This is a genomic window from Tumebacillus flagellatus (assembly GCF_000714935.1).
Lineage (GTDB): Bacteria > Bacillota > Bacilli > Tumebacillales > Tumebacillaceae > Tumebacillus > Tumebacillus flagellatus.
Map to the genome: position 1 here is coordinate 13,317 of NZ_JMIR01000040.1, position 20,211 is coordinate 33,527.

The 20,211-nt window shown below is 58.3% G+C and carries 20 protein-coding genes; 16 read left to right on the plus strand and 4 right to left on the minus strand.

The genetic code is table 11. The annotated features are described in order from the left end of the window. The first annotated feature begins 1 nt into the window (after position 1). The 4 genes from EL26_RS20355 to tyrS all read left to right on the plus strand — a co-directional run bounded on the left by EL26_RS20355 (position 2) and on the right by tyrS (position 4,410). Positions 2-1,267 carry an extracellular solute-binding protein gene (locus EL26_RS20355; RefSeq protein WP_081857364.1) on the plus strand — a complete coding sequence of 422 codons (1,266 nt, stop codon included), beginning with the start codon at positions 2-4 and terminating at the stop codon, positions 1,265-1,267. After that, the gene (locus tag EL26_RS20360; protein WP_052036629.1) at positions 1,221-2,132 is read left to right on the plus strand and encodes a carbohydrate ABC transporter permease; all 912 of its coding nucleotides are present in this window, start codon (positions 1,221-1,223) and stop codon (positions 2,130-2,132) included. The genes EL26_RS20355 and EL26_RS20360 overlap by 47 nt, the downstream gene beginning before the upstream one ends. 103 nt (positions 2,133-2,235) lie before the next feature. After that, a complete protein-coding gene (locus EL26_RS20365) occupies positions 2,236-3,069 on the plus strand; it encodes a carbohydrate ABC transporter permease (RefSeq protein ID WP_052036630.1) in 834 nt (277 codons plus the stop codon). Between the two features lie 93 nt (positions 3,070-3,162). Next, positions 3,163-4,410, plus strand: a complete 1,248-nt coding sequence (tyrS, locus tag EL26_RS20370; protein WP_038093531.1) for a tyrosine--tRNA ligase — start codon at positions 3,163-3,165, stop codon at positions 4,408-4,410. Between the two features lie 65 nt (positions 4,411-4,475). Here tyrS and EL26_RS20375 read toward each other — a convergent pair whose 3' ends face one another. Beyond that, positions 4,476-5,549 carry a protein kinase family protein gene (locus EL26_RS20375; protein WP_052036631.1) on the minus strand — a complete coding sequence of 358 codons (1,074 nt, stop codon included), beginning with the start codon at positions 5,547-5,549 and terminating at the stop codon, positions 4,476-4,478. Positions 5,550-5,699: 150 nt separating this feature from the next. Here EL26_RS20375 and EL26_RS20380 point away from each other — a divergent pair, with 150 nt between their 5' ends. Genes EL26_RS20380 through EL26_RS20400 form a run of 5 tightly spaced genes read left to right on the plus strand, consistent with a single transcriptional unit; the run spans position 5,700 to position 13,066 of the window. Continuing rightward, positions 5,700-6,890 carry a hypothetical protein gene (locus EL26_RS20380; protein WP_038093534.1) on the plus strand — a complete coding sequence of 397 codons (1,191 nt, stop codon included), beginning with the start codon at positions 5,700-5,702 and terminating at the stop codon, positions 6,888-6,890. Continuing rightward, positions 6,887-7,837: a GGDEF domain-containing protein gene (locus tag EL26_RS20385; RefSeq protein WP_038093537.1), complete on the plus strand. Its 951-nt coding sequence runs from the start codon at positions 6,887-6,889 to the stop codon at positions 7,835-7,837. Before EL26_RS20380 ends, EL26_RS20385 begins: the two co-directional genes overlap by 4 nt. Beyond that, positions 7,824-9,575, plus strand: coding sequence for a polysaccharide deacetylase family protein (locus EL26_RS20390; protein WP_038093540.1), 1,752 nt, complete (start codon positions 7,824-7,826; stop codon positions 9,573-9,575). Before EL26_RS20385 ends, EL26_RS20390 begins: the two co-directional genes overlap by 14 nt. Before the next feature lies 1 nt (position 9,576). Continuing rightward, positions 9,577-10,821, plus strand: a complete 1,245-nt coding sequence (locus EL26_RS20395) for a glycosyltransferase family 2 protein (protein ID WP_038093543.1) — start codon at positions 9,577-9,579, stop codon at positions 10,819-10,821. A gap of 28 nt (positions 10,822-10,849) precedes the next feature. Further along, positions 10,850-13,066, plus strand: coding sequence for a cellulose biosynthesis cyclic di-GMP-binding regulatory protein BcsB (locus EL26_RS20400; RefSeq protein ID WP_081857365.1), 2,217 nt, complete (start codon positions 10,850-10,852; stop codon positions 13,064-13,066). An 82-nt stretch (positions 13,067-13,148) separates the two neighbouring features. Here EL26_RS20400 and EL26_RS26295 read toward each other — a convergent pair whose 3' ends face one another. Further along, positions 13,149-13,745, minus strand: a complete 597-nt coding sequence (locus tag EL26_RS26295; protein WP_038093549.1) for a DnaJ domain-containing protein — start codon at positions 13,743-13,745, stop codon at positions 13,149-13,151. Positions 13,746-13,856: 111 nt separating this feature from the next. Between EL26_RS26295 and EL26_RS20410 the strand changes: the two genes are divergently transcribed. The 5 genes from EL26_RS20410 (at position 13,857) to EL26_RS20430 (ending at position 18,151) form a co-directional block, all read left to right on the plus strand. Further along, positions 13,857-14,339: a hypothetical protein gene (locus tag EL26_RS20410; protein WP_038093552.1), complete on the plus strand. Its 483-nt coding sequence runs from the start codon at positions 13,857-13,859 to the stop codon at positions 14,337-14,339. Beyond that, positions 14,336-14,857, plus strand: coding sequence for a hypothetical protein (locus EL26_RS24165; protein ID WP_052036632.1), 522 nt, complete (start codon positions 14,336-14,338; stop codon positions 14,855-14,857). Before EL26_RS20410 ends, EL26_RS24165 begins: the two co-directional genes overlap by 4 nt. Continuing rightward, positions 14,854-15,492, plus strand: coding sequence for a GNAT family N-acetyltransferase (locus EL26_RS20420; protein ID WP_038093555.1), 639 nt, complete (start codon positions 14,854-14,856; stop codon positions 15,490-15,492). Before EL26_RS24165 ends, EL26_RS20420 begins: the two co-directional genes overlap by 4 nt. A gap of 100 nt (positions 15,493-15,592) precedes the next feature. Then, positions 15,593-16,765, plus strand: a complete 1,173-nt coding sequence (locus EL26_RS24170; RefSeq protein ID WP_052036633.1) for a polysaccharide deacetylase family protein — start codon at positions 15,593-15,595, stop codon at positions 16,763-16,765. 159 nt (positions 16,766-16,924) lie between these two features. Beyond that, positions 16,925-18,151, plus strand: a complete 1,227-nt coding sequence (locus tag EL26_RS20430; protein ID WP_038093557.1) for an NAD(P)/FAD-dependent oxidoreductase — start codon at positions 16,925-16,927, stop codon at positions 18,149-18,151. Positions 18,152-18,235: 84 nt separating this feature from the next. Here the strand turns inward: EL26_RS20430 and EL26_RS20435 are convergent, their stop codons facing one another. After that, positions 18,236-18,595 (minus strand): response regulator, encoded by a 360-nt coding sequence (locus EL26_RS20435; RefSeq protein ID WP_038093560.1) that lies wholly within the window; start codon positions 18,593-18,595, stop codon positions 18,236-18,238. Between the two features lie 8 nt (positions 18,596-18,603). Then, complete coding sequence (locus tag EL26_RS20440) at positions 18,604-19,050, minus strand: chemotaxis protein CheX (protein ID WP_052036634.1); 447 nt, start codon at positions 19,048-19,050, stop codon at positions 18,604-18,606. Positions 19,051-19,237: 187 nt separating this feature from the next. Here EL26_RS20440 and EL26_RS20445 point away from each other — a divergent pair, with 187 nt between their 5' ends. Both EL26_RS20445 and rplI read left to right on the plus strand, forming a co-directional pair. Then, positions 19,238-19,555, plus strand: coding sequence for a MazG-like family protein (locus tag EL26_RS20445; RefSeq protein ID WP_038093565.1), 318 nt, complete (start codon positions 19,238-19,240; stop codon positions 19,553-19,555). A 206-nt stretch (positions 19,556-19,761) separates the two neighbouring features. Beyond that, a complete protein-coding gene (gene rplI / locus EL26_RS20450; protein WP_038093568.1) occupies positions 19,762-20,208 on the plus strand; it encodes a 50S ribosomal protein L9 in 447 nt (148 codons plus the stop codon). Positions 20,209-20,211: the final 3 nt, after the last annotated feature.

Sequence of the window (20,211 nt, forward strand, 5' to 3'; positions counted from 1 at the left end):
AATGAACCTACCCGTTGCATGGAAACGACTCGCGGCCACACTCGCCCTGACCGGTTTGGCGGCAGGATGCGCGTCAACGTCTTCCTCAGAAGCGCCATCCGGCCCGGTGACCGTCAACGTGTGGGTGATGGGAGACGGCGTGTGGAAGGACTTCTACAGCCGACTCGCCAACCGGTTTCACACGGAGAACCCGGACATCCAAGTCCAAATCGACTTCATCCCGTGGGACCAAGGTCATGAGAAATTGATCACGGCCGCCGCCTCGGGCTCCGGCCCCGATGTCGCCACCGACGGCGGGCGCTGGACAGCGGAATTGGCGGCGATGGGCGCTCTGGAGCCGCTCGACCGCTACCTCACCCCCGCGTACCGAAACGACTTCGTTGAAGCCGCTTGGGAAACCACGCAATGGAACGGCCACACTTGGGGCATTCCGCAGGGCTTCACCACCACCGGCCTGTTCTACCGCACGGATTGGCTGCGCGCGATCGGCTGCGAACACCCGCCGCAGAACTGGCAAGAATTCAAAGACGTCGCGAAAAAAATGACCCAACACCACCATTTCGGCTTCAGCCTCGTGGGGGACAACTCGATGGAGACCACGATGTGCTGGGTGCCGTTCCTCTGGCAAAACGGCGGCGACCTGCTCACGCCGGACCGCCAACACGCCGCCTTCAATTCCGAGGCAGGCGTGCAAGCTCTGCAATTCTACGTCGACCTCTACCGCAAAGACCACGCCGTTCCTGCCTCGGCACTCAGCACGAAACGCAACGACTCGCACCAGATGTTCCTTCACGACATCGCAGGCATGACCGCGACGGGTCCGTGGTTTTTTTCCGAAATCAAGCGGGAGCAACCGGATTTGAAGTACGCCGTGGCTCCCCATCCCGTCGGCAAACAAGCGGCGACGCTGGCGACGACCGATCACATCGTGATGCTGAAAACCGCCGCCCGCAAACAAGCCGCGTGGAAGTGGATCGACTACGTGACCAACCCGGAAAACTCGCAAGCGTGGAGCAAGACGGCAGGCTTCATCCCGTATCGCAAGTCCGGTCTGCACGACCCGAATTTCACGCGCGACCCGAACTACCAAGTGCTGATCTCCGCCACGCAAAACGCGCGCGCCTACCCGACGCTCCCGGAGTGGCCGCAGATCGACAACCTGCTGTCCGACGCGATCCAGACGGCGCTGGCAGGCAAGCGAACTCCCAAGGAGGCCCTCGATGACGCAGCCCAGGAAGTTGACGAGATTCTGGCGGATTCAAACTAGCACGCAGGCATTCCTCTTTCTCACCCCGGCGTTGCTCTTGCTCGGGCTGGTGCTGCTCTATCCGCTGTTGAACACGCTGTGGCTCAGCCTGCAGCACAAAGTTTTGATCCGTCCCGACCGCGATGCGTTTGTCGGAGCGAGAAACTACATCAAAGCGTTCGTCGATCCGAGGATTCGAGCGGCGGCGCTGCACACGGTCGTTTTTACAGTGGGATCGGTGGGTTTGAAGGTCGTGTTCGGGATGATGGGGGCACTCTTGCTAAACGTGAACATGCGCGGCGCAGGCTGGGTGCGCTCGCTTTATATGCTCCCATGGTTGGTGCCTTCCATCGTCGCTTCGCTGGTGTGGAGGTGGATCTTCCACGACCAGTTTGGGATCGCCAACGCCATGCTTCAATCGATTGGAGTGCCTGCCGTGAACTGGCTGGGGCAGGATGCGACGGCGATGGTTGCCGTGATTCTCGTCGACATCTGGCGCGGGCTGCCGCTGATGACGTTGTTGTTGCTGGCGGGGTTGCAGATGATTCCACGTGAAACAATCGAGGCGGCGATGATCGACGGAGCGCAGGCGATTCAGCGTTTCTGGCGCGTGATATTGCCGCAGATGCGCCCGACGTTGATCATGGCGGGCACTCTGTCGCTGATCGGCACGTTCAACTCGTTCAACATCGTCTACGTCCTGACAGGCGGCGGCCCGGCGCATGCAACGGAGATTTTGGTCACGCGGGTGTTCCGTGTGGCGTTTCAGAACTTCAACTTCGGCTATGCAGGGACACTGGCGGTGTTGATCATCGTGCTGATCACGTTGCTGACGAGCGTGTACAACCGCTTGTTGAACGAGAGTGGGGAAGAGGTACAGGCATAGAGCGAAGAGAACGGTGGGTGAGCGACAGAGGAGCTGTAACAAACGGGGAGATCCTACGGACGTTGGCGGAAAACGAGCCGAAGAGTAAGGGGGATGTGCAATCATGAAAAGGAGAAAGTTTTGGTTTCCGGTGCTCTGGTGGGCATCTGCACTGCTGTTTCTCGCGTTTCTCGTATTCCCGGTGCTCTGGATGCTCTCGACCTCTCTCAAGCCTTCAAGCGAGATCTTTCATACCCCGCCACATTGGATTCCGGAGCACCCGACACTCCACGCGTTCACGACGCTTTGGCAGCGGGGCAATTTCCTGCGTTACTTGACCAACTCTCTGCTCATCGCGCTGGCGACGACCGGAATCGCCGTGGTCGTGTCGAGCATGGCGGGCTACGCGTTCGCCCGACTGCCGTTTCGAGGGCGGAAAAGCGTTTTGTTCGGCATCCTCACCGCCCAGATGATCCCCGGCGTGCTGTTTCTGCTCCCGATCTTCGTGCTGATCAAGCAGTTGGGGCTTCTCAACACCTACGCCGGCCTCATCTTGGCGAACGTCGCCTTCTCGCTTCCGTTCGCCATCTGGATGATGTACGGCTTCTACAAACACATCCCCGCCGAACTTGAAGAAGCGGCGTGGGTGGACGGAGCGGGAGTAGGCGGGACGTTTTTTCGCGTGGTGTTGCCGATGGGGTTGCCGGGGTTGTCGTCTTGTGCGGTATTTTGCTTTCTGAATTCGTGGGACGAGTTCGTGTTTGCCCTGTCGCTGACCACGGGGGATGAGTTGCGTACGATGCCGGTGGGGCTGTTCCATTTCGTCGGGCAGTACGGAATCGAGTGGAACTACCTCATGGCGGGCGCCGTGCTGGTGACGATTCCGGCGATGCTTTTCTTCGCCCTGTTTCAAAAACGGCTCCTCTCCGGGTTTGCAGCCGGTGCGGTCAAGGGGTAAGCACTCGGGCGCAGCGGATTTTTTTGACACTTGAGTGCCGGAGATGCTAGTATTTTGAATATGTGTGTACATTGAACGAATGAGGTGGAACTGGTGGCAGAAGAAGTGAAAGTAGACCCAGCTGTCGAGGCGGAAGTCGCCCGTCAGATGGCCGTGTTAACGCGCGGAGCGGCCGAAGTCATCCCGGTCGAGGACTTGGAGAAAAAAGTCCGCAAAAGCATCAAAACCGGCAAGCAACTCACCGTCAAACTCGGCATCGACCCGACCGGTTCCGACTTGACCCTCGGTCACACCGTCGTCTTGCAAAAACTGCGTCAATTCCAAGACCTCGGGCACAAAGTCCAATTGCTGATCGGCGACTTCACCGGCATGATCGGCGACCCGACCGACCGCACCGAAGCCCGCAAGCAATTGACCCGCGAAGAAGTGCTCGCGAACGCCGCGACGTTTAAGGAACAAGCGTTCAAAGTCTTGGACAGCAATCCGGAGAAAGTCGAAGTCATGTACAACTCCGCGTGGCTGTCCAAGCTGAACTTTGCCGACGTGCTCGAACTCGCGTCGAAGATGACCGTCGCCCGGATGCTTGAGCGCGACGATTTCAAGAAGCGCTATGAAGGCAACATGCCGATCTCGCTGCATGAGTTCATGTACCCGCTGATGCAGGGCTACGACTCCGTGGCGATGCGCTGCGACGTGGAAATCGGCGGCACCGACCAAACCTTCAATGTCCTGATGGGCCGCATGCTCCAAGAGAAGGACGGCCAAGAACCGCAAGTCGTCATCACCATGCCGCTGCTCGTCGGTCTCGACGGCGTGAAGAAGATGGGCAAGTCTGCCGGCAACTACATCGGCGTCATGGAAGGCCCGAACGAGCAATACGGCAAAACCATGTCGATCCCGGACCACCTGATCGTCACCTACTTCGAACTGGTTACCGACGTTTCGCTTGAGGACGTGCAAGCAATCAAGACCGGCCTCGCAGACAAAACCCTGCACCCGCGCGACGCGAAGATGGCACTCGCCCGCGCCATCGTCACCAAGTACCACGGCGATGCGGCGGCGCAGGAAGCGGAGAATTACTTCAAAACCGTCTTCCAAAACCGCGAAATCCCGGAAGACCTTCCGGAGTACGAAGTGGAAGCGGGCACGAAGTGGGTGGTGGCACTCCTGACCGAGTTGAAACTTGCGCCGTCCAACGGCGAAGCGCGCCGCTTGATCCAACAGGGCGGTCTCAAGATCAACTCCGAGAAAGTGGAAGACCCGCAACTGCAACTCGAAGTCCAAGACGGCATGATCCTCCAAGCCGGCAAGCGCAAGTTCGCCAAGTTGATTGTGAAGTAAGAGACAAACCCTCGTCCTTATACAAAATCCTGACCCGCACCCGCGAGTCAGGATTTCTTTTTTGTCTAGAGCGTGAAGGTCTCCAGATCGTGCAGGAGCACGGGGAGACGCTCGGCGATCGCGTTGCGGTTCCCGGAGCGAATTTGCGACTCCTCCGAAAGCTCGTCTTGCTCCAACAGGCTCAAGTGCCGGCGCACGAGGTCCAGCAGCATGAAAAACTGCTCCCCATGAATGCGTTGGCGGCGCTCCGGGTCGCCGTCGCTGTACGCGTCCACGAAGCCGTCCGCGATGCGGTGCAACAACGGACGGTAGAGGTGGAAGTTGTGGCGCGCATAACGCGGGGACTTGTGATAGTTCGGATAGATGTTGCGGTAGAGACTCAGAAAGTTCCCCGCAAACACCATGTTGCTGTACGCAAGCGGCAACGGGTCGATCAGGCGCACGCGGCCATTCACCCATACCAAATTCTCCGGCGAGAGGTCGCGGTTGGTGAGCACGATACGCTCGTCGCCCGTCCGACGGTTGGCAACCGCCTGCTCAAACGTCCGCGTGACGGCGTTTCGATCAAATGCCAGATCGGAATCGATCAACGCCTGCAAATCCTCCCGATATTCCTCCACTTCTTCACGCAAATTCGCCTGCGCGTCGCCCGTCAACGAGCCACGAATCTGCTCTCCGTCCCATTCCAAGAATCCAAACCCCGGCACGCCCGCCGGAATCTCGTCGGCCGCCCGGAAATAGGCCCCCACTTGTCTGCCTACCTCATACGCGCTGTCCGGACTCAACTCCGACAGTTTCAGCCCCGGCCCCGCATACGATTCCACCGTGAACGTCAATTCTTCGGACACATGATAGAAGAACTCCTCCGGGCAAATTCCCGGTTGCACATCGTTTGCATAGCGGTAGAACAACGCTTCTCCGCCGTACTCGGAACGGAACTGCTTTTCGTCATAAACCAGCGGCTTGCCGTATGAGACTTTCTTTTGAAAACGAACCACCATCTCGCGCCCGTCCGCAAGCAGAACGAGATACGCGAGATGCCAAGCACCTTCTCCGAGCAGGGTCACTTTTTCGGGAGCTTCAAAGGCAGGAAGTCCGGCGATCTGTAGCGCTTGCGTGATTTTCGAAAGATCGGACATGAAAAAACACCTCTTTACGTGGAAATTAATTCCTATCAATCTATCATATGCGTTTGCGAGATGCAAGAAGCACGCAAGAGTTCATCATTTTGGCCGTTACGTGGGATGCTGAGGAGAAGGGACTTGGAAAGGGAGCGAGGTGATGGAAATTTGCCGAGAAGGAAGAGCCGCACGTCCCGCATCGTGGCATCAGGGCTCCTGCTGGTGATCGCCGCCGGAGCGTGGTACGGCGTGCAGGAATACCGCCAAGCGCACAGTCCGGTGACTTTGCCGGAACTCGCTTCGTACACGAGCGCGTCGGAGAAGCAGCTCTACCGGTTTCTCACCGCCTACATGACCGACGAGCAGGGCGGCGTGTGCACGAATCTCATGCCGACAACCGCCGGGGCGGTGACAAAACATGATCTGGCACGCGGGCATGCCGTGCTGTCGGAGTCGGTCGGTCTGCTGATGGAATACGCGGTTCGCGCACAGAGTCGGGAGTTGTTCGAAATCGAGGTGCGGGTGTTGGAGAAGCGCTTCCTAACGGGGGATTACTTTGTCAGGTGGTTGGTTCCTCCGCTTGACGGGAACGACGCGCAACCGTCTCCCTCCACGGTGAATTCCTCCATCGACGACCTCCGTTTGGTGAAGGGGTTGCTCGCCGGGGCCGACCAATTTCACGACGAGCACGCCCGGCGGTTGGGCGAACACATCGCCAAAAGTTTGCTGACATACAACGCCGAATCCGGCTATCTGCGCGACTATGCCGATGTACTAACGGGCACGAAAGCAAAACAAGTCTCGATTCGGTATCTAAACGTGGGGGTTTTAGCCAAACTACACGATACCGATCCTGCATACGCGAAGGTCTACCAACAGAGCCGCGCTCTGCTGCAGAAAGCCCAACAGCCTTCCGGGTTGTACGCGACGGCTTGGGTGCCGGAAGAGGGCGTTTTTTTCCAAGAGGAGGGAGAGGTGGCGGTCGATCCGAGCATGGCGGAACAGCTGGTCGCCGCGCTTTACGCCCAAGAAGCGAACCTGCCCACCGACGCGATGACCGCCCTCTTGGAAAAAACGCTCCAGACCCGTCACCGCTTGCCCGCCGCCGTGGATCGCAACGGGCAAGCAACGTCCGATGTGGAGTCGCCCGCCGTCTATGCGTTGGCAGCGGTCTATCTCCATCGGGCGTCTGCGGAGGAAGCGGCGCAACAATGCCTGACGCGCCTGCAAGAGATGCAAGTCAAAAACGGCGAGCGCTACGCAGGAGGGTATGTCGATTTGCGGACGCTGGAGGCGTTCTCGTTTGACCAACTGGAAGCGCTGCTCGCGCTGAGGGAAGCGGGGGATCGAACATCATGACCAACCAAGAAAACCTCTCCGAGCGCAAGGAGCAACGGACGCTCGACCTGCGCTTTCTCTGTGCGCTTCTCGTGCTGGTGATCGCGCAGTTTGTGACGCTGTTCAGCCAGCCGACCCGTCCGTTTACGTATCTGTGGTACGCCCTGTGCGTGGCGCTGCTGCTGATCGGCTACGGACGGGGCCGGGTGTTCGGACTGCTGATGTCGCTGGTGGCGGTGTTTTTGTTTGGGAGTTTCAATCTGTATCAGTTTTTTGTGGCGCATGATGTGTCGCAGTTGTCGGCGGTTGATGCGCTGTGGTTTTTTCTGTTCCCGCTGTGCGGGTTTACGGGCGGGCTGCTCGGCGATCATGTGCGCGGGCTGTTGCATCGGTACGAGACGGTGTACGGCTCGATGGACGAGATGATGCTGGCCGACCCGTTGACGGGGTTGGAGAGCCGCAAGCGGTTCTTCTTCGATCTGCAGGAGGAGTTGGAGCGGGCGAAGCGGCACTTCATTCGCCGCGAGCGTGCGGGGGAAGTGACCGGCTCGTGGGAGGCGCTGCCGGTCGAGCAGATGGAGATCAACGAAGTGGTGACGGTGATGCTGTTTGAGATCGCGCACTTTGCGGAGTTTGTGACGATCTATGGAGAAGCGGAGAGCAACCGGCTGCTGGCGATGATCGCGGAGGCGTTGCATCAAGCGACTCGCAACAGCGACCGGAAAGCGCGCATCGACCGGGCGCGGTTTGCGGTGATTCTGCCGGAGACGCCGCCGGAGAACGCCAGGATCGTGCGCGACCGGGTGAACGAAGCGTTGGAGACGTTCCGGTTGCAGGTGCGGGAGACGCGCACGAGACAAGTGAAGCTGAAACTGCGATTCGGGATGGCGTCCGCGCCGCAGCAGGGTGCTGTGGCGGAAGACCTCTATTGGACGGCGGAGAGGGAGTTGTCGTTTGATCTGGGGTAAGCGGGCGGCTTGGGCAGTTTTGGCGGCGGCGGTTTTGACGGGATGGATGCCTGTGCTGGCGGCAGAGGCGGAGGACGCGGAACCTGATCGTCCGGGTCTCTTGCTGTTGTACCACAAAGGGTATCAGAACGAGCAGGTGTACATGCGGTCGCTGTTCAACCTCATCGCGACGTTCGGCACGTCGATCACGCCGGTCAACGTCGAAGAGCAAAACCCGCAAGACGCGGACTTGGTCAACGAAGTGGCGCGCGCCCGTTACATCGTCCTGCTCGCCGACCGGGATGGATCGCAGAAACTGCCGCAACTTTGGCGGGGGACGGTGCGCGATTCGGCGGCGTCGCTGTACTTTATGGGCGAGAATCCGGGGGATGTGTTTGGGGACGAAGGAGGGGGTTCTGCCAAATCAATGGGGCGAGACTCCATAATCACTAGCACTACCAACGTATCCAACGTATCCGGCAATGCTGTTGCGAGTGCCACTACGTTACTGATTCACGGCAAGTCCTACCCGCTGGACGTTTCCTTAGACATCCCGAACTATCACTTGCCCGCCCCGACCGAGCACGTCTATTCAGAGGTCTCCAACGGCACGGTGCAAAGCCCGTTCATCTCTTCGACGCACGTCGGCGTACGAAAACGGCTGATATTCCTCTGCGCCCGCTACACCGCGTTCTACGAACTGAGCTTCGCGATTGCCGATTCACTTTTTGACTTCTTCGGGGCGGAAGTAGAGCCTAAGCATGAAGCGTATGTCCGCATCGAAGACATCCACCCCGAGCGCGACCCGGAAGAAATTCGCAAGATCGTCGAGTTCCTGCACGGCGAGGGCGTTCCGTTCCTGCTGGCGGTGATCCCGATCTACCAGAGCGGGGGCGAGCGCGTCACCCTGACCGACCGCCCGGAGCTCGTCAAAGCTCTCCAAGAAGCCCAAGCGAGCGGCGGCACGATCGTCCAGCACGGGACGACGCACCAATACTACGCGTCGGAAACGGGCGAAGGCTACGAATTCTGGGACTCGATCCGCAAAGGCCCGATCCCCGACGAAGACCGCTACGTCACCGACAAGCTGGAACTCGGCCTGCAAACGCTCTTGGCGAACAAACTCTACCCCGTCGCCTTCGAACCGCCGCACTACGCGATGACGCGGCACGGCTACGAAATCACAGCCCGCTACTACTCCACCGTCGTCGGCAACCTGCAAATCACCGACACGTCGTTTGTCACGACGGAGCCGCCTTACTCAATTCTGCACAGCTACCAAGGCGGTCTGACGTTCTACCCCGAGAACGGCGGCTATGTGTCGGGCGATGAACCGACCGTCATCCCCGAGATGCTTGCCAACCTGCGCAAAGTCGAGATCGTGCGCCGCTCGCAAAGCGGGGTGTTTTTTCACTCCTACTTGCCGCTCGACGATTTGAAACGACTGGTGAAAGGGATGAAGGAGCAACACCTTGCGTTTTTTAACTTGCGGGCGCACTCGAATCAAGTGCGCACCCCGTGGGGCACGATCACCACGCAAGACGGCAAGTTGCAAACGGACGTCAAACTTCCGGGCGCGCAACCGACACGCCAAGCCGCCCCGTCCAGCACGGAGCAGAAACTGTCCAACTTCGTCGCGTGGGGCGTCGTGTCGGTCGTGACGACGGTGATCGCCGTGTTTCTCATCCAAGTGCGGCTGTTGCGCCGCCGCCGTCGAGCGCGGTTGTTTGAAGAGCGGATGGAGGGAGGGGAGTCTTGAGATGAACGTGGACAAGCTGTTTCTCTTCTCGTTGATCATGATCTGGGTGATGCTGCTCTACCATGTGGCGCTGGCGATTTCCGGCTACCGCTACGAAAAAAAACTCGACACCCGCGCCGCCTCTTTGCAACTCCCCGACGACCCGCCGTTCGTCTCGGTGATGGTGCCCGCGCACAACGAGGAAAAAGTGATCGAGCGCACCGCCCGCGCCCTCTGTTCGTTTCACTACCCGCCCGACCGCTATGAAGTGATCATCGTCAACGACCGTTCCAAGGACCGAACAGGCGAAATTCTCGACGAACTCGCCAAGGAATACCCGATGCTCCGCCCGTACCACATCAAGCCGGGCGAGGGCGGCGGCGGAAAATCGGCCGCGCTGAACAAAGGCATCGAATCGGCGCGCGGCGAGGTGATCGCCGTGTACGACGCCGACAACACGCCGGAGCGCACCGCTCTGCCGCGCCTGATCGCCACGCTGTGCTCCCAAGAACACTACGGCGCCGTCGTCGGTAAATTCCGTGTGATCAACGCCAAGAAAACCCTGCTCACGCGCTTCATCAACATCGAGACGATCTCGTTTCAATGGATGGTGCAAGCCGGGCGCTGGAACCTGTTTCGCATCGCTTCGATCCCCGGCACCAACTTCGTGATCTGGCGGCACGTGCTCGAAGAAGCGGGCTCGTGGGACGAAAAAGCGCTCGCCGAAGACACCGAGCTCTCCATCCGCATCTACGAGACCGGCAAGAGCATCTGTTTCATGCCGCTTGGCGTCACGTGGGAACAAGAGCCGGAAACGTGGAAGGTGTGGGTCAAGCAGAGGACGAGGTGGGTGCAAGGCAACTCGTATGTGGTGATCAAGTTCGTCAAACAGCTGTTCAAGTTGAAGCGCAAACGGATGGTGTTTGACATCTTGTATTTTTTCTTCACGTACTTTGTGTTTTTGCTGGGCGTGTTGCTCTCCGACCTGATCTTCGTGCTCAACGCCCTCGGGGTCGTGCAGTTGACGCTCAGCGGGCCGTACGTGGTGATTTGGCTGTTGGCGTACGTGCTGTTCATCGTGGAAATTTTGGTGACGCTGGAGATCGAGCGAACCGAATTGACGTGGCAGAACCTGTTCGTCGTCATGTTGATGTACTTCACGTACTCGCAGCTCTGGCTGTACCTCGTCGTGCGCGGGATGCTGCTCCAGCTCAAAAGCACGCTCAAGAAAGAGAAAATCGTCTGGTACAAAACCGACCGATTCTAACGCCGAAAGGGACAGGGGGTGGCAAGAGATGACCGAGAGACGGAAGAGACGGCGGCGGATGATTCGTTTTTTTACAAGCGTTGCTCTGTGCATCTCCCTTTGTCTAAACGCGGGGGAGGCGTTTGCGGTGGCCCAGCCGTTGCCTGCCTCGGAGAGTTTGCAGAACACGTTTCTCACCAGCACCAACCAGACGTTGACACCGGTGACCAGCCGGTTTGAGTATTTTTTGCACGTATCGCCGCGCTGGACGGTGCGCTCGGCGGACTATACGATCTACTTCCGGCATTCGTCGACGCTGCTTCCCGACCTCTCCAGCGTGTCGCTGCTGGTCGACGGCGTGCCGTACGCGTCGGCGTGGCTTGGGCCGAGCAACCAAGAAGGCGCGCAGTTGACGGCGCACATTCCGGGTTCCGCGTTGACGCCGGGCTTTCACCAGTTCTCCGTCGCCGCGAACTTGCGCTCACACCGCGAGCTCTGCAACGATTTGACGGAACCGGCGAACTGGTTCGTCCTCGAAAAAACATCGCTGATCCACCTCGACTATGCCCATTCCACTCAAGCGCCGGAGTTGCAGATGTTCCCGTTTCCCTTTCTGAACGAATCGGGAGCAGGGCCGTGGAACGTGAACATCGTCGTACCGGATGAGGCAAGCGACCGGGAGTTGAGCGCCGCCTACCGCGTCGTGACGGTGCTCGCGAAGGAACAAGCCCTGAACGCTTCCTCGGCACGGGTGATCAAGCTCTCCGATTGGACACCGGACACCGACACCCGCCACTTGATCGCCGTAGGGCAAGTGGAAAAATGGCCGGAGGAGTGGCAGAAGCACTTCGCAGATCTTGCCTCGACCGGGCTGGATGTCGGGCTCCTGCGGGAAATCACGTCGAGCGAAACGACGACGGCGGGGCCGCGCACGGTGCTGTTTCTCAGCGGACGTTCTGAACGCGGAGTTGAGATCGCTTCAGAAGCGTTGGGGCTCTCTACGTTTCGCGAGCAACTGGCCGGTGCCACCGCGCAAGTGAACGAAGACGTGCTCACCGCCGCTCAAGCCATGCAAAAAAAACAACCTGACCCTGTCCTGATCGCCAACCAAGAGGGCAAGGTCACGCTCAAGCAGTTGAAATACAACGAAACGACGCTCTCCAACGTCCAGACTTCCTCGGCGTCGTTCGTGTTCAACACGCCGCCGATGTGGAAGTACACAAAGGGGGCGGGCGTGAAGTTGCATCTCAAATACTCGTCCTTGCTCGACGACAAGCGAAGCGCCGTCATCGCCAGCGTCAACGGCTCGCCGCAAGTCAGCAAATCGCTTTCGGCGCAGACAGCGGGCGGATTGGATTTGTTTGTCCCGTTCCCAGAGAATTTGCAGGTGGGCGAGGAAGTGCGCGTAAACGTGCATGCGGAGATGTATTTGGACACCAACTCCTGCGCGGACGACAACAACCCGACCGGCATGCGGAGGTATCTCACCATCGACCCCGAGCAAAGCCAATTTGTCCTCCCGCACCTCGACCAAGAGACGGCGGCGTTGGCGAACTTCCCCGGCGCGTTTCTTTCGAAGAACTCGACGCTGGAGGAGACGACGGCGGTTTTGCCGAGCAAGCCGAGCGCAGCGGAGATGACGGCGTTGGCGCAGATCGTCGCGGGCGCTTCGAACTGGTTGGAGGGCGGCGGTTTGGAGGTCGTCCGTTATCACCAAGACGCGCAGATTCGCAACAAAGTCTGGGTGATCGACACCGCCGGAGACAACGAATACCTGCAAAGCATGGCGGAGAACCGCGAGTTGGCGATTCGCTCAACGCCCGCGGGGTTGCAGAGCGACACGGTGCCGCTGGTGAACACCACGCAAACGAACGGCGGCGGAATTCAGCAAGTCTTCCGTCCGAACGGCGGCACGGCGTTGGTGGCGGCCGCGACGACGGCAGAGATGTTGCTGGAAACGGCGTCCGTTTTGGCGGAGGGCACCGATTTGTCGAACGCGTTCAAGGAAGCGGCGGCGTTGCGGACGTCCGATCGGCAGACGGTGCTGATGAACATCGACACGAAGCCCTATCTCAGCCTGCCGCAGCGCATCGCGAACTCCCTGACCGAGACGTACGGCTACCTCCGCACGGCAGAAGGGCAACTGGTGTTGTTCGGCATCTCGTTTGGCATCACGGTGATCGTCGTGCTCGGATACGTCTGGAAACTGCTCTGGCGACCACGGAAGAAAAAACCGAAACGACGACGAGATCGACCGATGAAGTGAAAAAAAGGCACTTTCCCCGCGTCGCGTGCACAAACGGGGGAAAGTGCCTTTTTTCAAAACGTTTCACGTGAAACAATGCGGTTCACAGGAAGCGGGCTTCGAGCAGTTTGTACGCTTTTTGTATGGCGCGAAACAGAACTGCGTCGCCGCCGCGATCCGGGTGATGCTGCGACACCAACTCCCGATAGCGCTTACGAATCTCGTCCCATGTTGCGGCGGGGGTCAGCCCCAACACCTCATACGCCAGAATCCGCGATTCCTCCGCATCTTCCCATGCGGACGTCCTTCTCCGCACGTCCGTCAGCGCCATCGCTTGCCGCAAATTCTCGATGCGCCGGGCACGCACTTCCGGTGTAAGATTCGCCCACAGCTTCACGACGGCAGGGTCGGCGATGTCGAGCAGCAGAATCAGCGGATAGAGCTCCGGCACTCCTTGCAGTACGGCGGGTGTCAACCGCGCGCCTTTGAGCAACAGTCGAATCGTCCGGGCATCGTCGGCGGGCATCGCGTTCCACCAGCGGTCGGCAAGCCTCGCGGAAGCATCTTCGAGCAGGGCGTCCACCCGCTGCTTGATCAGATGGAGCGTGCGGGTACTGCCCGCCAACTCCTCTTCACTCAGGCAATCCCAGTCGAGCTTCTCCAAGGCGCGCAACAGGGAAGCGGCGGTTTCCAGAGACACGGTCTTCAACTCCTCCGACACGTTCTATTTCTCTGTATTTTACCAGATTGCGGGCTGCTTGAGACTTTTCAGGGTGTTTGTGGGGAATTCTAAGGAGAAGGAACCCGGGAGGTGCTGAAACTCGTGTATCTGTTCATCCTGTTGGACCTCATCTGCATCTGGGTGTTTACTTCCCTTCCTAAAAAAATGAACCCCTTCGAAATCACCGGCATCTGGCTCGTCACGGTGCTGTATTATGATGATTGGTTGACGATCTCCAGCGTAAACCTGGGCATTCTTGAATTCACAGACAACATGTGGAATGGATTGCTCGTGGGCGTGCAACGGGTCTTGTTGTTTCCGCTCCAAGCGGTGTTTTTCATGGAGGTGCGGGAGAGAGTGCGGTCTTGGGTTTGGAGAGCTTCTGTCTTTGTGCTGTGGGTGGGGTTGTTTGAATTCCTGCATAAGATGGAGTTCTGGACGGGCTTGTATCGTTGGGAACACCGAAACGCCTGGGCGGCCTGCTTCTATTGGGCGGTGCTGGGATGCTTGTTGATCGGGATCAAAGGCATGTTCCATCGGTTGTTGATCGGTTCCAAGGAGACGCTTGGATGAACAAATTCCTCCCTTGGCCCGAAGCGTTTGACGCCAACGAATGGTTTATCATCGCCTCGGGCGTTTTCTACCTGGTCCTGATCCTCTCCTTGCCCAAACGGTTTCCGATGGTGATCTGCTTGACGCTGTGGTTGTTCAATACCACGCTGGCGAAGTCTGCCGATTATACAATTGCCGCTGCTTTGCCGTACGACCTCTATGATTACAACGATTCGGGCAAACTTGAGTTTTTCGATGAAGTGTTGCAATATTTGTTGTATCCGCAGGTGGGGTATCTGATGATGTACATGTATGATTTGTGGCGGCCGACTTCTTATAAACTCGTGGCGTTTGTTTTGGCGCTGGCCGGGTTCTCCGTCTGGTATGAGTGGTCGTCTGTGCAAGCGCATGTCTTCACCTACAAGGGGTGGAGTTTGCGATACTCTGCCAACTCCTACCTGATCCTCATCCCGCTGAACATCTGGTTCCTCGACACCATGAAGAACTGGTGGAACCGACTCGAAAGGAAAAACTTATGACGCTCTCTTGGCATGAACTGCTCGATCCGCAAGACCCGCTGTTCGACGGGGCCTTTGCACTTTACCAAGCTTCCTTTGACGAAATTGTCCGCGAGCCGCGCGAGGTGATCCTGCGCGGAATGGACCTGCAACGAAACGGAACCATCCGCCCGAACGCGTTTCACTTTCTGATCGGCGTGGACGAGCAAAACCGCGTCGCCGCGCTAGCCGTCGCCAACTATCTCGCAACGGCTAACTTCGGATTCCTCGTCTACCTCGCCGTCCATCCGGACTTCCGAAGCCACGGACTCGGCGGGCAAGTCCTCACGCAACTTCAACGCCTCTTCGAAACCGATGCCCGATCGGCTGGGCACAGTGCCCTCGGCGGGATCGTGCTGGAGACGGAAGACGACGAGGACTTTGCGCGGCGGAGTCGTTTTTTTCAGAAACAGGGGTTTGCGGAGGTACAGGGCGTGGTGTACTACCAGCCGGCGCTCAACCCGACAACCGACGCGGTGGCGTTGAAATTGTTCGCGAAGGGGACGACGGACGATCTCTCGACGCTCGTTGACGCGATGTACCGCGAGAAGTACCATCTGATCAATGAAATCCCGCTTGAAACGCTGTACGAACTCCACAAGCAAAATAGAGTTTGAAAAAAGGAGTCTGCCGCGATGCAGGCTCTTTTTGCTGTTCTATTTGCGAGACTCCTCCCATAGACATAGAGTACTAGACTCTGCGTGGAGGAGATCGATCATGAGAGGAAATTGGATTTGTACATTCGTTGCGCTGTTCGCCCTGTTGCTGTTTGCCGTTCAACCCGCCGCTGCGGCGCACATCGACGAGGGGGGCTCCGATCCCGTGTGGGTGGGGGTCAACGATACGTTGCTGACGTTCCCCGATGCCCAGCCGGACTTGCACGACGGCATGACGTATGCTCCGGTGCGGACGATCGCCGAAGCGATGGGGGCGAGCGTTCTGTGGGTTCCGTCGACGGAGATCGTCCAACTCTACAAAGACGGCCGGCACATCACGCTCGACCCGCCGCATTCCGTGCTCAAAACGGACGACGGCACTCAGCATGAAGCGGCGCTCTATCTCCAAAATCAGCGCCTGATGGCGCCTGTGCGCCTCGTGGGCGAGGGTTTCGGGTACGCGGTGAGCTTCCATCGGGAGGGCGGCCCGATCACGCGCTTGACCGATTCTGCCGCGTCGCTTTCCGACGAACAGTTCGCCGCGCAAAATCAGGACCGCATCGCCGCCGAGAAAGCAACGTGGCGGGAAGAGCATCAACCGAAACCCGCTCCCGAACCGCCGAAGCCGGAGAAAACGGTGTACTTGACGTTTGACGACGGGCCCAACGAGTACACCGCGCAAATTCTCGACACGTTGAAAGACCAAGGAGTGACGGCGACGTTTTTTGTGCTGGGGCCGCAGCTGCAGAAGCATCCGGACCTGGCGAAGCGCATGGTCAACGACGGGTACACCGTCGGGCTGCACGGCATGACGCACGATTCCAGCAAGATCTACCGCACGGCGCAGACCGTCGTGCAAGAGATGGAAGACGACAATACGATCCTCACGCAAACGACCGGCCTGCGCAGCGCGGTCATGCGCGTGCCGTACGGAAGCAAGCCGTGGATGCCCCAAGCGTACCGTGACGCCACCGTGGCGGCGGGCTATCACATGTGGGACTGGAACGTCGATTCCTACGATTCGCGATCGAACTCGCGCACCGCCGATGAAACGTACGCGGAGATCACCCGCCAAGTCCCCGGCAAGAAGGAAGCGGTCATCCTCATGCACGACAAAAAATCCACCGCCGACGCACTGCCGCGCATCATCCAATGGCTGAAAGACAACGGCTATGGATTCGAACGCATCTACGGCAGCACCCCGCCGGTGAATTTTTGGAACGACGAGCGCTGAATGAAGTCCAAACTTTTAATAATGTTTTAACCCAACACAAAACAGCTGAAGAAGAAGTAGCTGAACACACAAAAAATTGAGATGACGCAGAATGATTCTTCGCCTATAATAACTCTATCGTAATTACCATTAATTTGAAGAAATGGGGTAGGGTTCTTCATGGTAGACACGCAATATGATGCAATTGTGGTGGGGGCACGCTGCGCAGGTTCGACGGCGGCGTATTATCTGGCGCGGGCGGGGTACCGCGTTTTGATGGTGGATCGGACGTTTTTCCCGAGCGATGTGCTGTCGACGCACACGCTTTTTAACAACACGGTCGATACGTTGCGCGATATGGGCGTGCTCGACAAACTGCTGGAGACCGACACGCCGGTCGTGAAGGGCTGCCGCTTCCAGTTTGACGACGCGATCATTCAAGGCGTGATGCCGCTCTACAACGGCGAAGCGAACTCGTACTGCTTCCGCCGCACGTATTTCGATAAGATTCTGCTCGACCACGCCGCCGCTCAAGCGGGCGTGACGGCGCTGGAAGGCTTTCGCGTGACGGAAACCCTCGTGGAAAACGGCGTCGTCGTCGGCGTGCGCGGGACGCTTCGCGACGGCGAAACGCAGGAATTCCGCGCCAAGATCGTCATCGGCGCAGACGGCCGCGTCTCGACGATCCGCAAAGCGGTGGACGCACAACTGAAATTCTCGACGCCGACCGATTACGCGACGTACTACGGGTACTACGAGAATTTCCCGGCGCATCCGGACGAATGCTTGGAGATCTACCAATTCGGCATCCCGCGCTCGTACGTGTTCCCGACGTCGGACGGTCTTCACATCGTGGCGGCTTGCTTCCCGAACGACGACCAAGACCTGCTGCAGCAGTTCAAATCCGACCCGGAGAAAGCGATGCTTGCGTACATGGCGAACTTCATGCCGGACACCGATCTTCCGCAGCGCTTGGAGAACGCCGTGCTCACGGAGCCGATCAAGGGCATCATCCACTTCGACAACCACTGGTACCAAGGCATGGGCAGCGGCTGGGCGTTGACGGGCGACGCCGTCTGCTTCAAGGACCCGGGGATGGGGCAAGGGATGCACGACGCGATCTTCGGCGCGCGCATCTTGGCAACCGTCCTCTCCCGCTTCGAAGACTGGTCGGCGAACTGGGAAGAGATGTCCGCGGCGTACCAACAGGAAATCGAAGCGGAGTTCATGGTGCGCTTCCAGATGTGCTGCATGATCACCAAAGCGCTCGGGTTCCCGCCGGAAGAACAAGCGAAAAACCGCGCCATCGCGTCCAATTCGAAAGCGACGCAAGCGTTCCTCGGCCTCTACAACTATGCGTTCGGGCCGGAAGACATCGAAGCGGCGTTTCAGCCGTCCCACGCGTAACGCCTGGTGCCAAACGCCTGAGACATCAAAAAAGACCCGACACCCGCGTGTCAGGTCTTTTTTGCATGGGAGAGCGTCGAGAGTTTAGCCGAGCACTTTCGCGATCGACGCCAACACGCGCTCTTCGTTGAACGGTTTGACGACGAAATCGCGGGCCCCCGCTTGAATCGCCGAGATGACCATGTCTTGCTGGCCCATCGCCGAACACATGACGATGCGGGCGCCGGGGTCGATCGACTTGATGCCGCGCACGGCGCCGATGCCGTCGAGTTCCGGCATCGTGATGTCCATCGTCACGATGTCCGGGAGCAGCTCCTGGTACTTCTTGACGGCGACCAGACCGTTTTCCGCTTCGCCGACGACTTCATGTCCGCCGTTGGTGAGCATCGCCTTGAGCGTCATTCTCATAAATGCTGCATCGTCCACTACCAGTACTTTTGCCATAGTCTTGTCTACTCCTCGAAAATTAGTAAGAGCGTCAACTGCCCGCGCTCGCCCGCGTCCACCGGCACTTGGATCGCCGACTTAAAGCCGGAGATCGTCGTGGACCCGCTGAGCACGGTCGGAGGGGTGATGTCCACACGGAATTTGCGCAGGGACAATTTCGTCGCCATGGTGCCCGCTACGATGTTGCCGATTTCACCGACGAACGAATTCAACATCTCTCCGGAGAGCGTCATGCCGTACATGCTTTCCGCCACGCTTGCAAACACGCTGTCCTCCGCGACCAGGAGGAAACGACCTCTCAAATCCCCGGTCACGCCGATCAAAACGGCGGTGGCGTTCATGGGAAACGAGGTTTTGACCAGACTCGGTTTCTGTGTGGTGAGGGGGAACGGAAACACGGAAGCGGAGCCCTCAATGGCCGAGTTCAAGATCGCTGTGATCACTTCATTCACCTGCAAGTCCTCCTCCGGTATCTACTTTCTGCCAACATCGTCTAGGGTGATGATATTAATATAATAAATGCTAAACCTCCAATTATCTAGGGGTTGACTGCGTGAGGAGTCTTACTTTTTCAGAAGGAACTTCCGGCTTACATGTAGAACATGTCTCAAATCATAGCTTGTGGGAAGGAGGTTTCCCATGCGTAACTTCCAACGCAACGATGTCGACATCGCGAAGAACATCCGCATGATCGAGTGGCTGAAGACGGAGCTCTTGGAGAATGTCTCGGGGTTGTTTCGCGGTTTTTTAAAAGGCAACGAGAGCGTGTTGCTGGATTTTTTGTCGAACATCGTGGTGTTCAGCTACATCCTCGCCCGGCGGTTGGGGATTGATTTTCACGAGTTGGACCGGTCGGTGTTGCAGAAAGTCGACCGCAGCATCGAGCTGGGGCACGAAGTCGAGGAGTGGTACGGCGACCTCAGCGGGCTGCAGGAGCATATGAAACGCAAGCGGTAGGCTTTGTTTCGATTATGTAATTTCTGTTCGTGCTAGTGTACAATGGAATGAATACGCAAGTTTTCGCGGGGGAACAGCGGTGGGCGTGGCGGTTGCCATAACTTCCATGCGGAGTCTGTCGCTACTTTCTGTTATTCTACTATCAGAAGAGTCTCGTCCACTAGATGCTGCGACTTCCCCCGAAGAGGAAATGGAGGGCATGTCAGATGAAAGTCATCTTTTTGCAAGATGTCAAAGGCCAAGGCAAAAAAGGCGAAATCAAGGAAGTTTCCACGGGCTACGCGCACAACTTCCTTTTTAGTAAAGGTCTTGCGGTAGAAGCAACGGCCGAAAACTTGAACAAGCAGAAGATCGCCAAGGAAGGCGAAGCGCGCCGTGCCGCGCAAGTGCTCGCCGAAGCGAAAGCGCTCGCGGAACAGTTCAAGGAGCTGTCCGTGACGATCAAAACCAAGTCCGGCGAAGGCGGCAAAGTATTCGGCGCCGTTTCCACGAAGCAAATCGCCGACGCGTTGAAAGATCAGAAGAAAATCAACGTCGACAAACGAAAAATTCTCCTGGACGACGCCATCAAGTCGCTCGGCACCACGGTGGTAACGGTAAAACTGCACCCGGAAGTGACCGCTGAATTGCGTGTACAGGTAGTAGCGGAGTAAAAC

Coding starts and splice junctions, on each gene's coding strand:
- EL26_RS20355 (WP_081857364.1), top strand. CDS start 2: ATGAACCTACCCGTTGCATGGAAACGACTCGCGGCCACACTCGCCCTG.
- EL26_RS20360 (WP_052036629.1), top strand. CDS start 1,221: ATGACGCAGCCCAGGAAGTTGACGAGATTCTGGCGGATTCAAACTAGC.
- EL26_RS20365 (WP_052036630.1), top strand. CDS start 2,236: ATGAAAAGGAGAAAGTTTTGGTTTCCGGTGCTCTGGTGGGCATCTGCA.
- EL26_RS20375 (WP_052036631.1), bottom strand. CDS start 5,549: ATGTCCGATCTTTCGAAAATCACGCAAGCGCTACAGATCGCCGGACTT.
- EL26_RS20385 (WP_038093537.1), top strand. CDS start 6,887: ATGACCAACCAAGAAAACCTCTCCGAGCGCAAGGAGCAACGGACGCTC.
- EL26_RS20395 (WP_038093543.1), top strand. CDS start 9,577: ATGAACGTGGACAAGCTGTTTCTCTTCTCGTTGATCATGATCTGGGTG.
- EL26_RS20400 (WP_081857365.1), top strand. CDS start 10,850: ATGACCGAGAGACGGAAGAGACGGCGGCGGATGATTCGTTTTTTTACA.
- EL26_RS24165 (WP_052036632.1), top strand. CDS start 14,336: ATGAACAAATTCCTCCCTTGGCCCGAAGCGTTTGACGCCAACGAATGG.
- EL26_RS20420 (WP_038093555.1), top strand. CDS start 14,854: ATGACGCTCTCTTGGCATGAACTGCTCGATCCGCAAGACCCGCTGTTC.
- EL26_RS24170 (WP_052036633.1), top strand. CDS start 15,593: ATGAGAGGAAATTGGATTTGTACATTCGTTGCGCTGTTCGCCCTGTTG.
- EL26_RS20430 (WP_038093557.1), top strand. CDS start 16,925: ATGGTAGACACGCAATATGATGCAATTGTGGTGGGGGCACGCTGCGCA.
- EL26_RS20435 (WP_038093560.1), bottom strand. CDS start 18,595: ATGGCAAAAGTACTGGTAGTGGACGATGCAGCATTTATGAGAATGACG.
- EL26_RS20445 (WP_038093565.1), top strand. CDS start 19,238: ATGCGTAACTTCCAACGCAACGATGTCGACATCGCGAAGAACATCCGC.
- rplI (WP_038093568.1), top strand. CDS start 19,762: ATGAAAGTCATCTTTTTGCAAGATGTCAAAGGCCAAGGCAAAAAAGGC.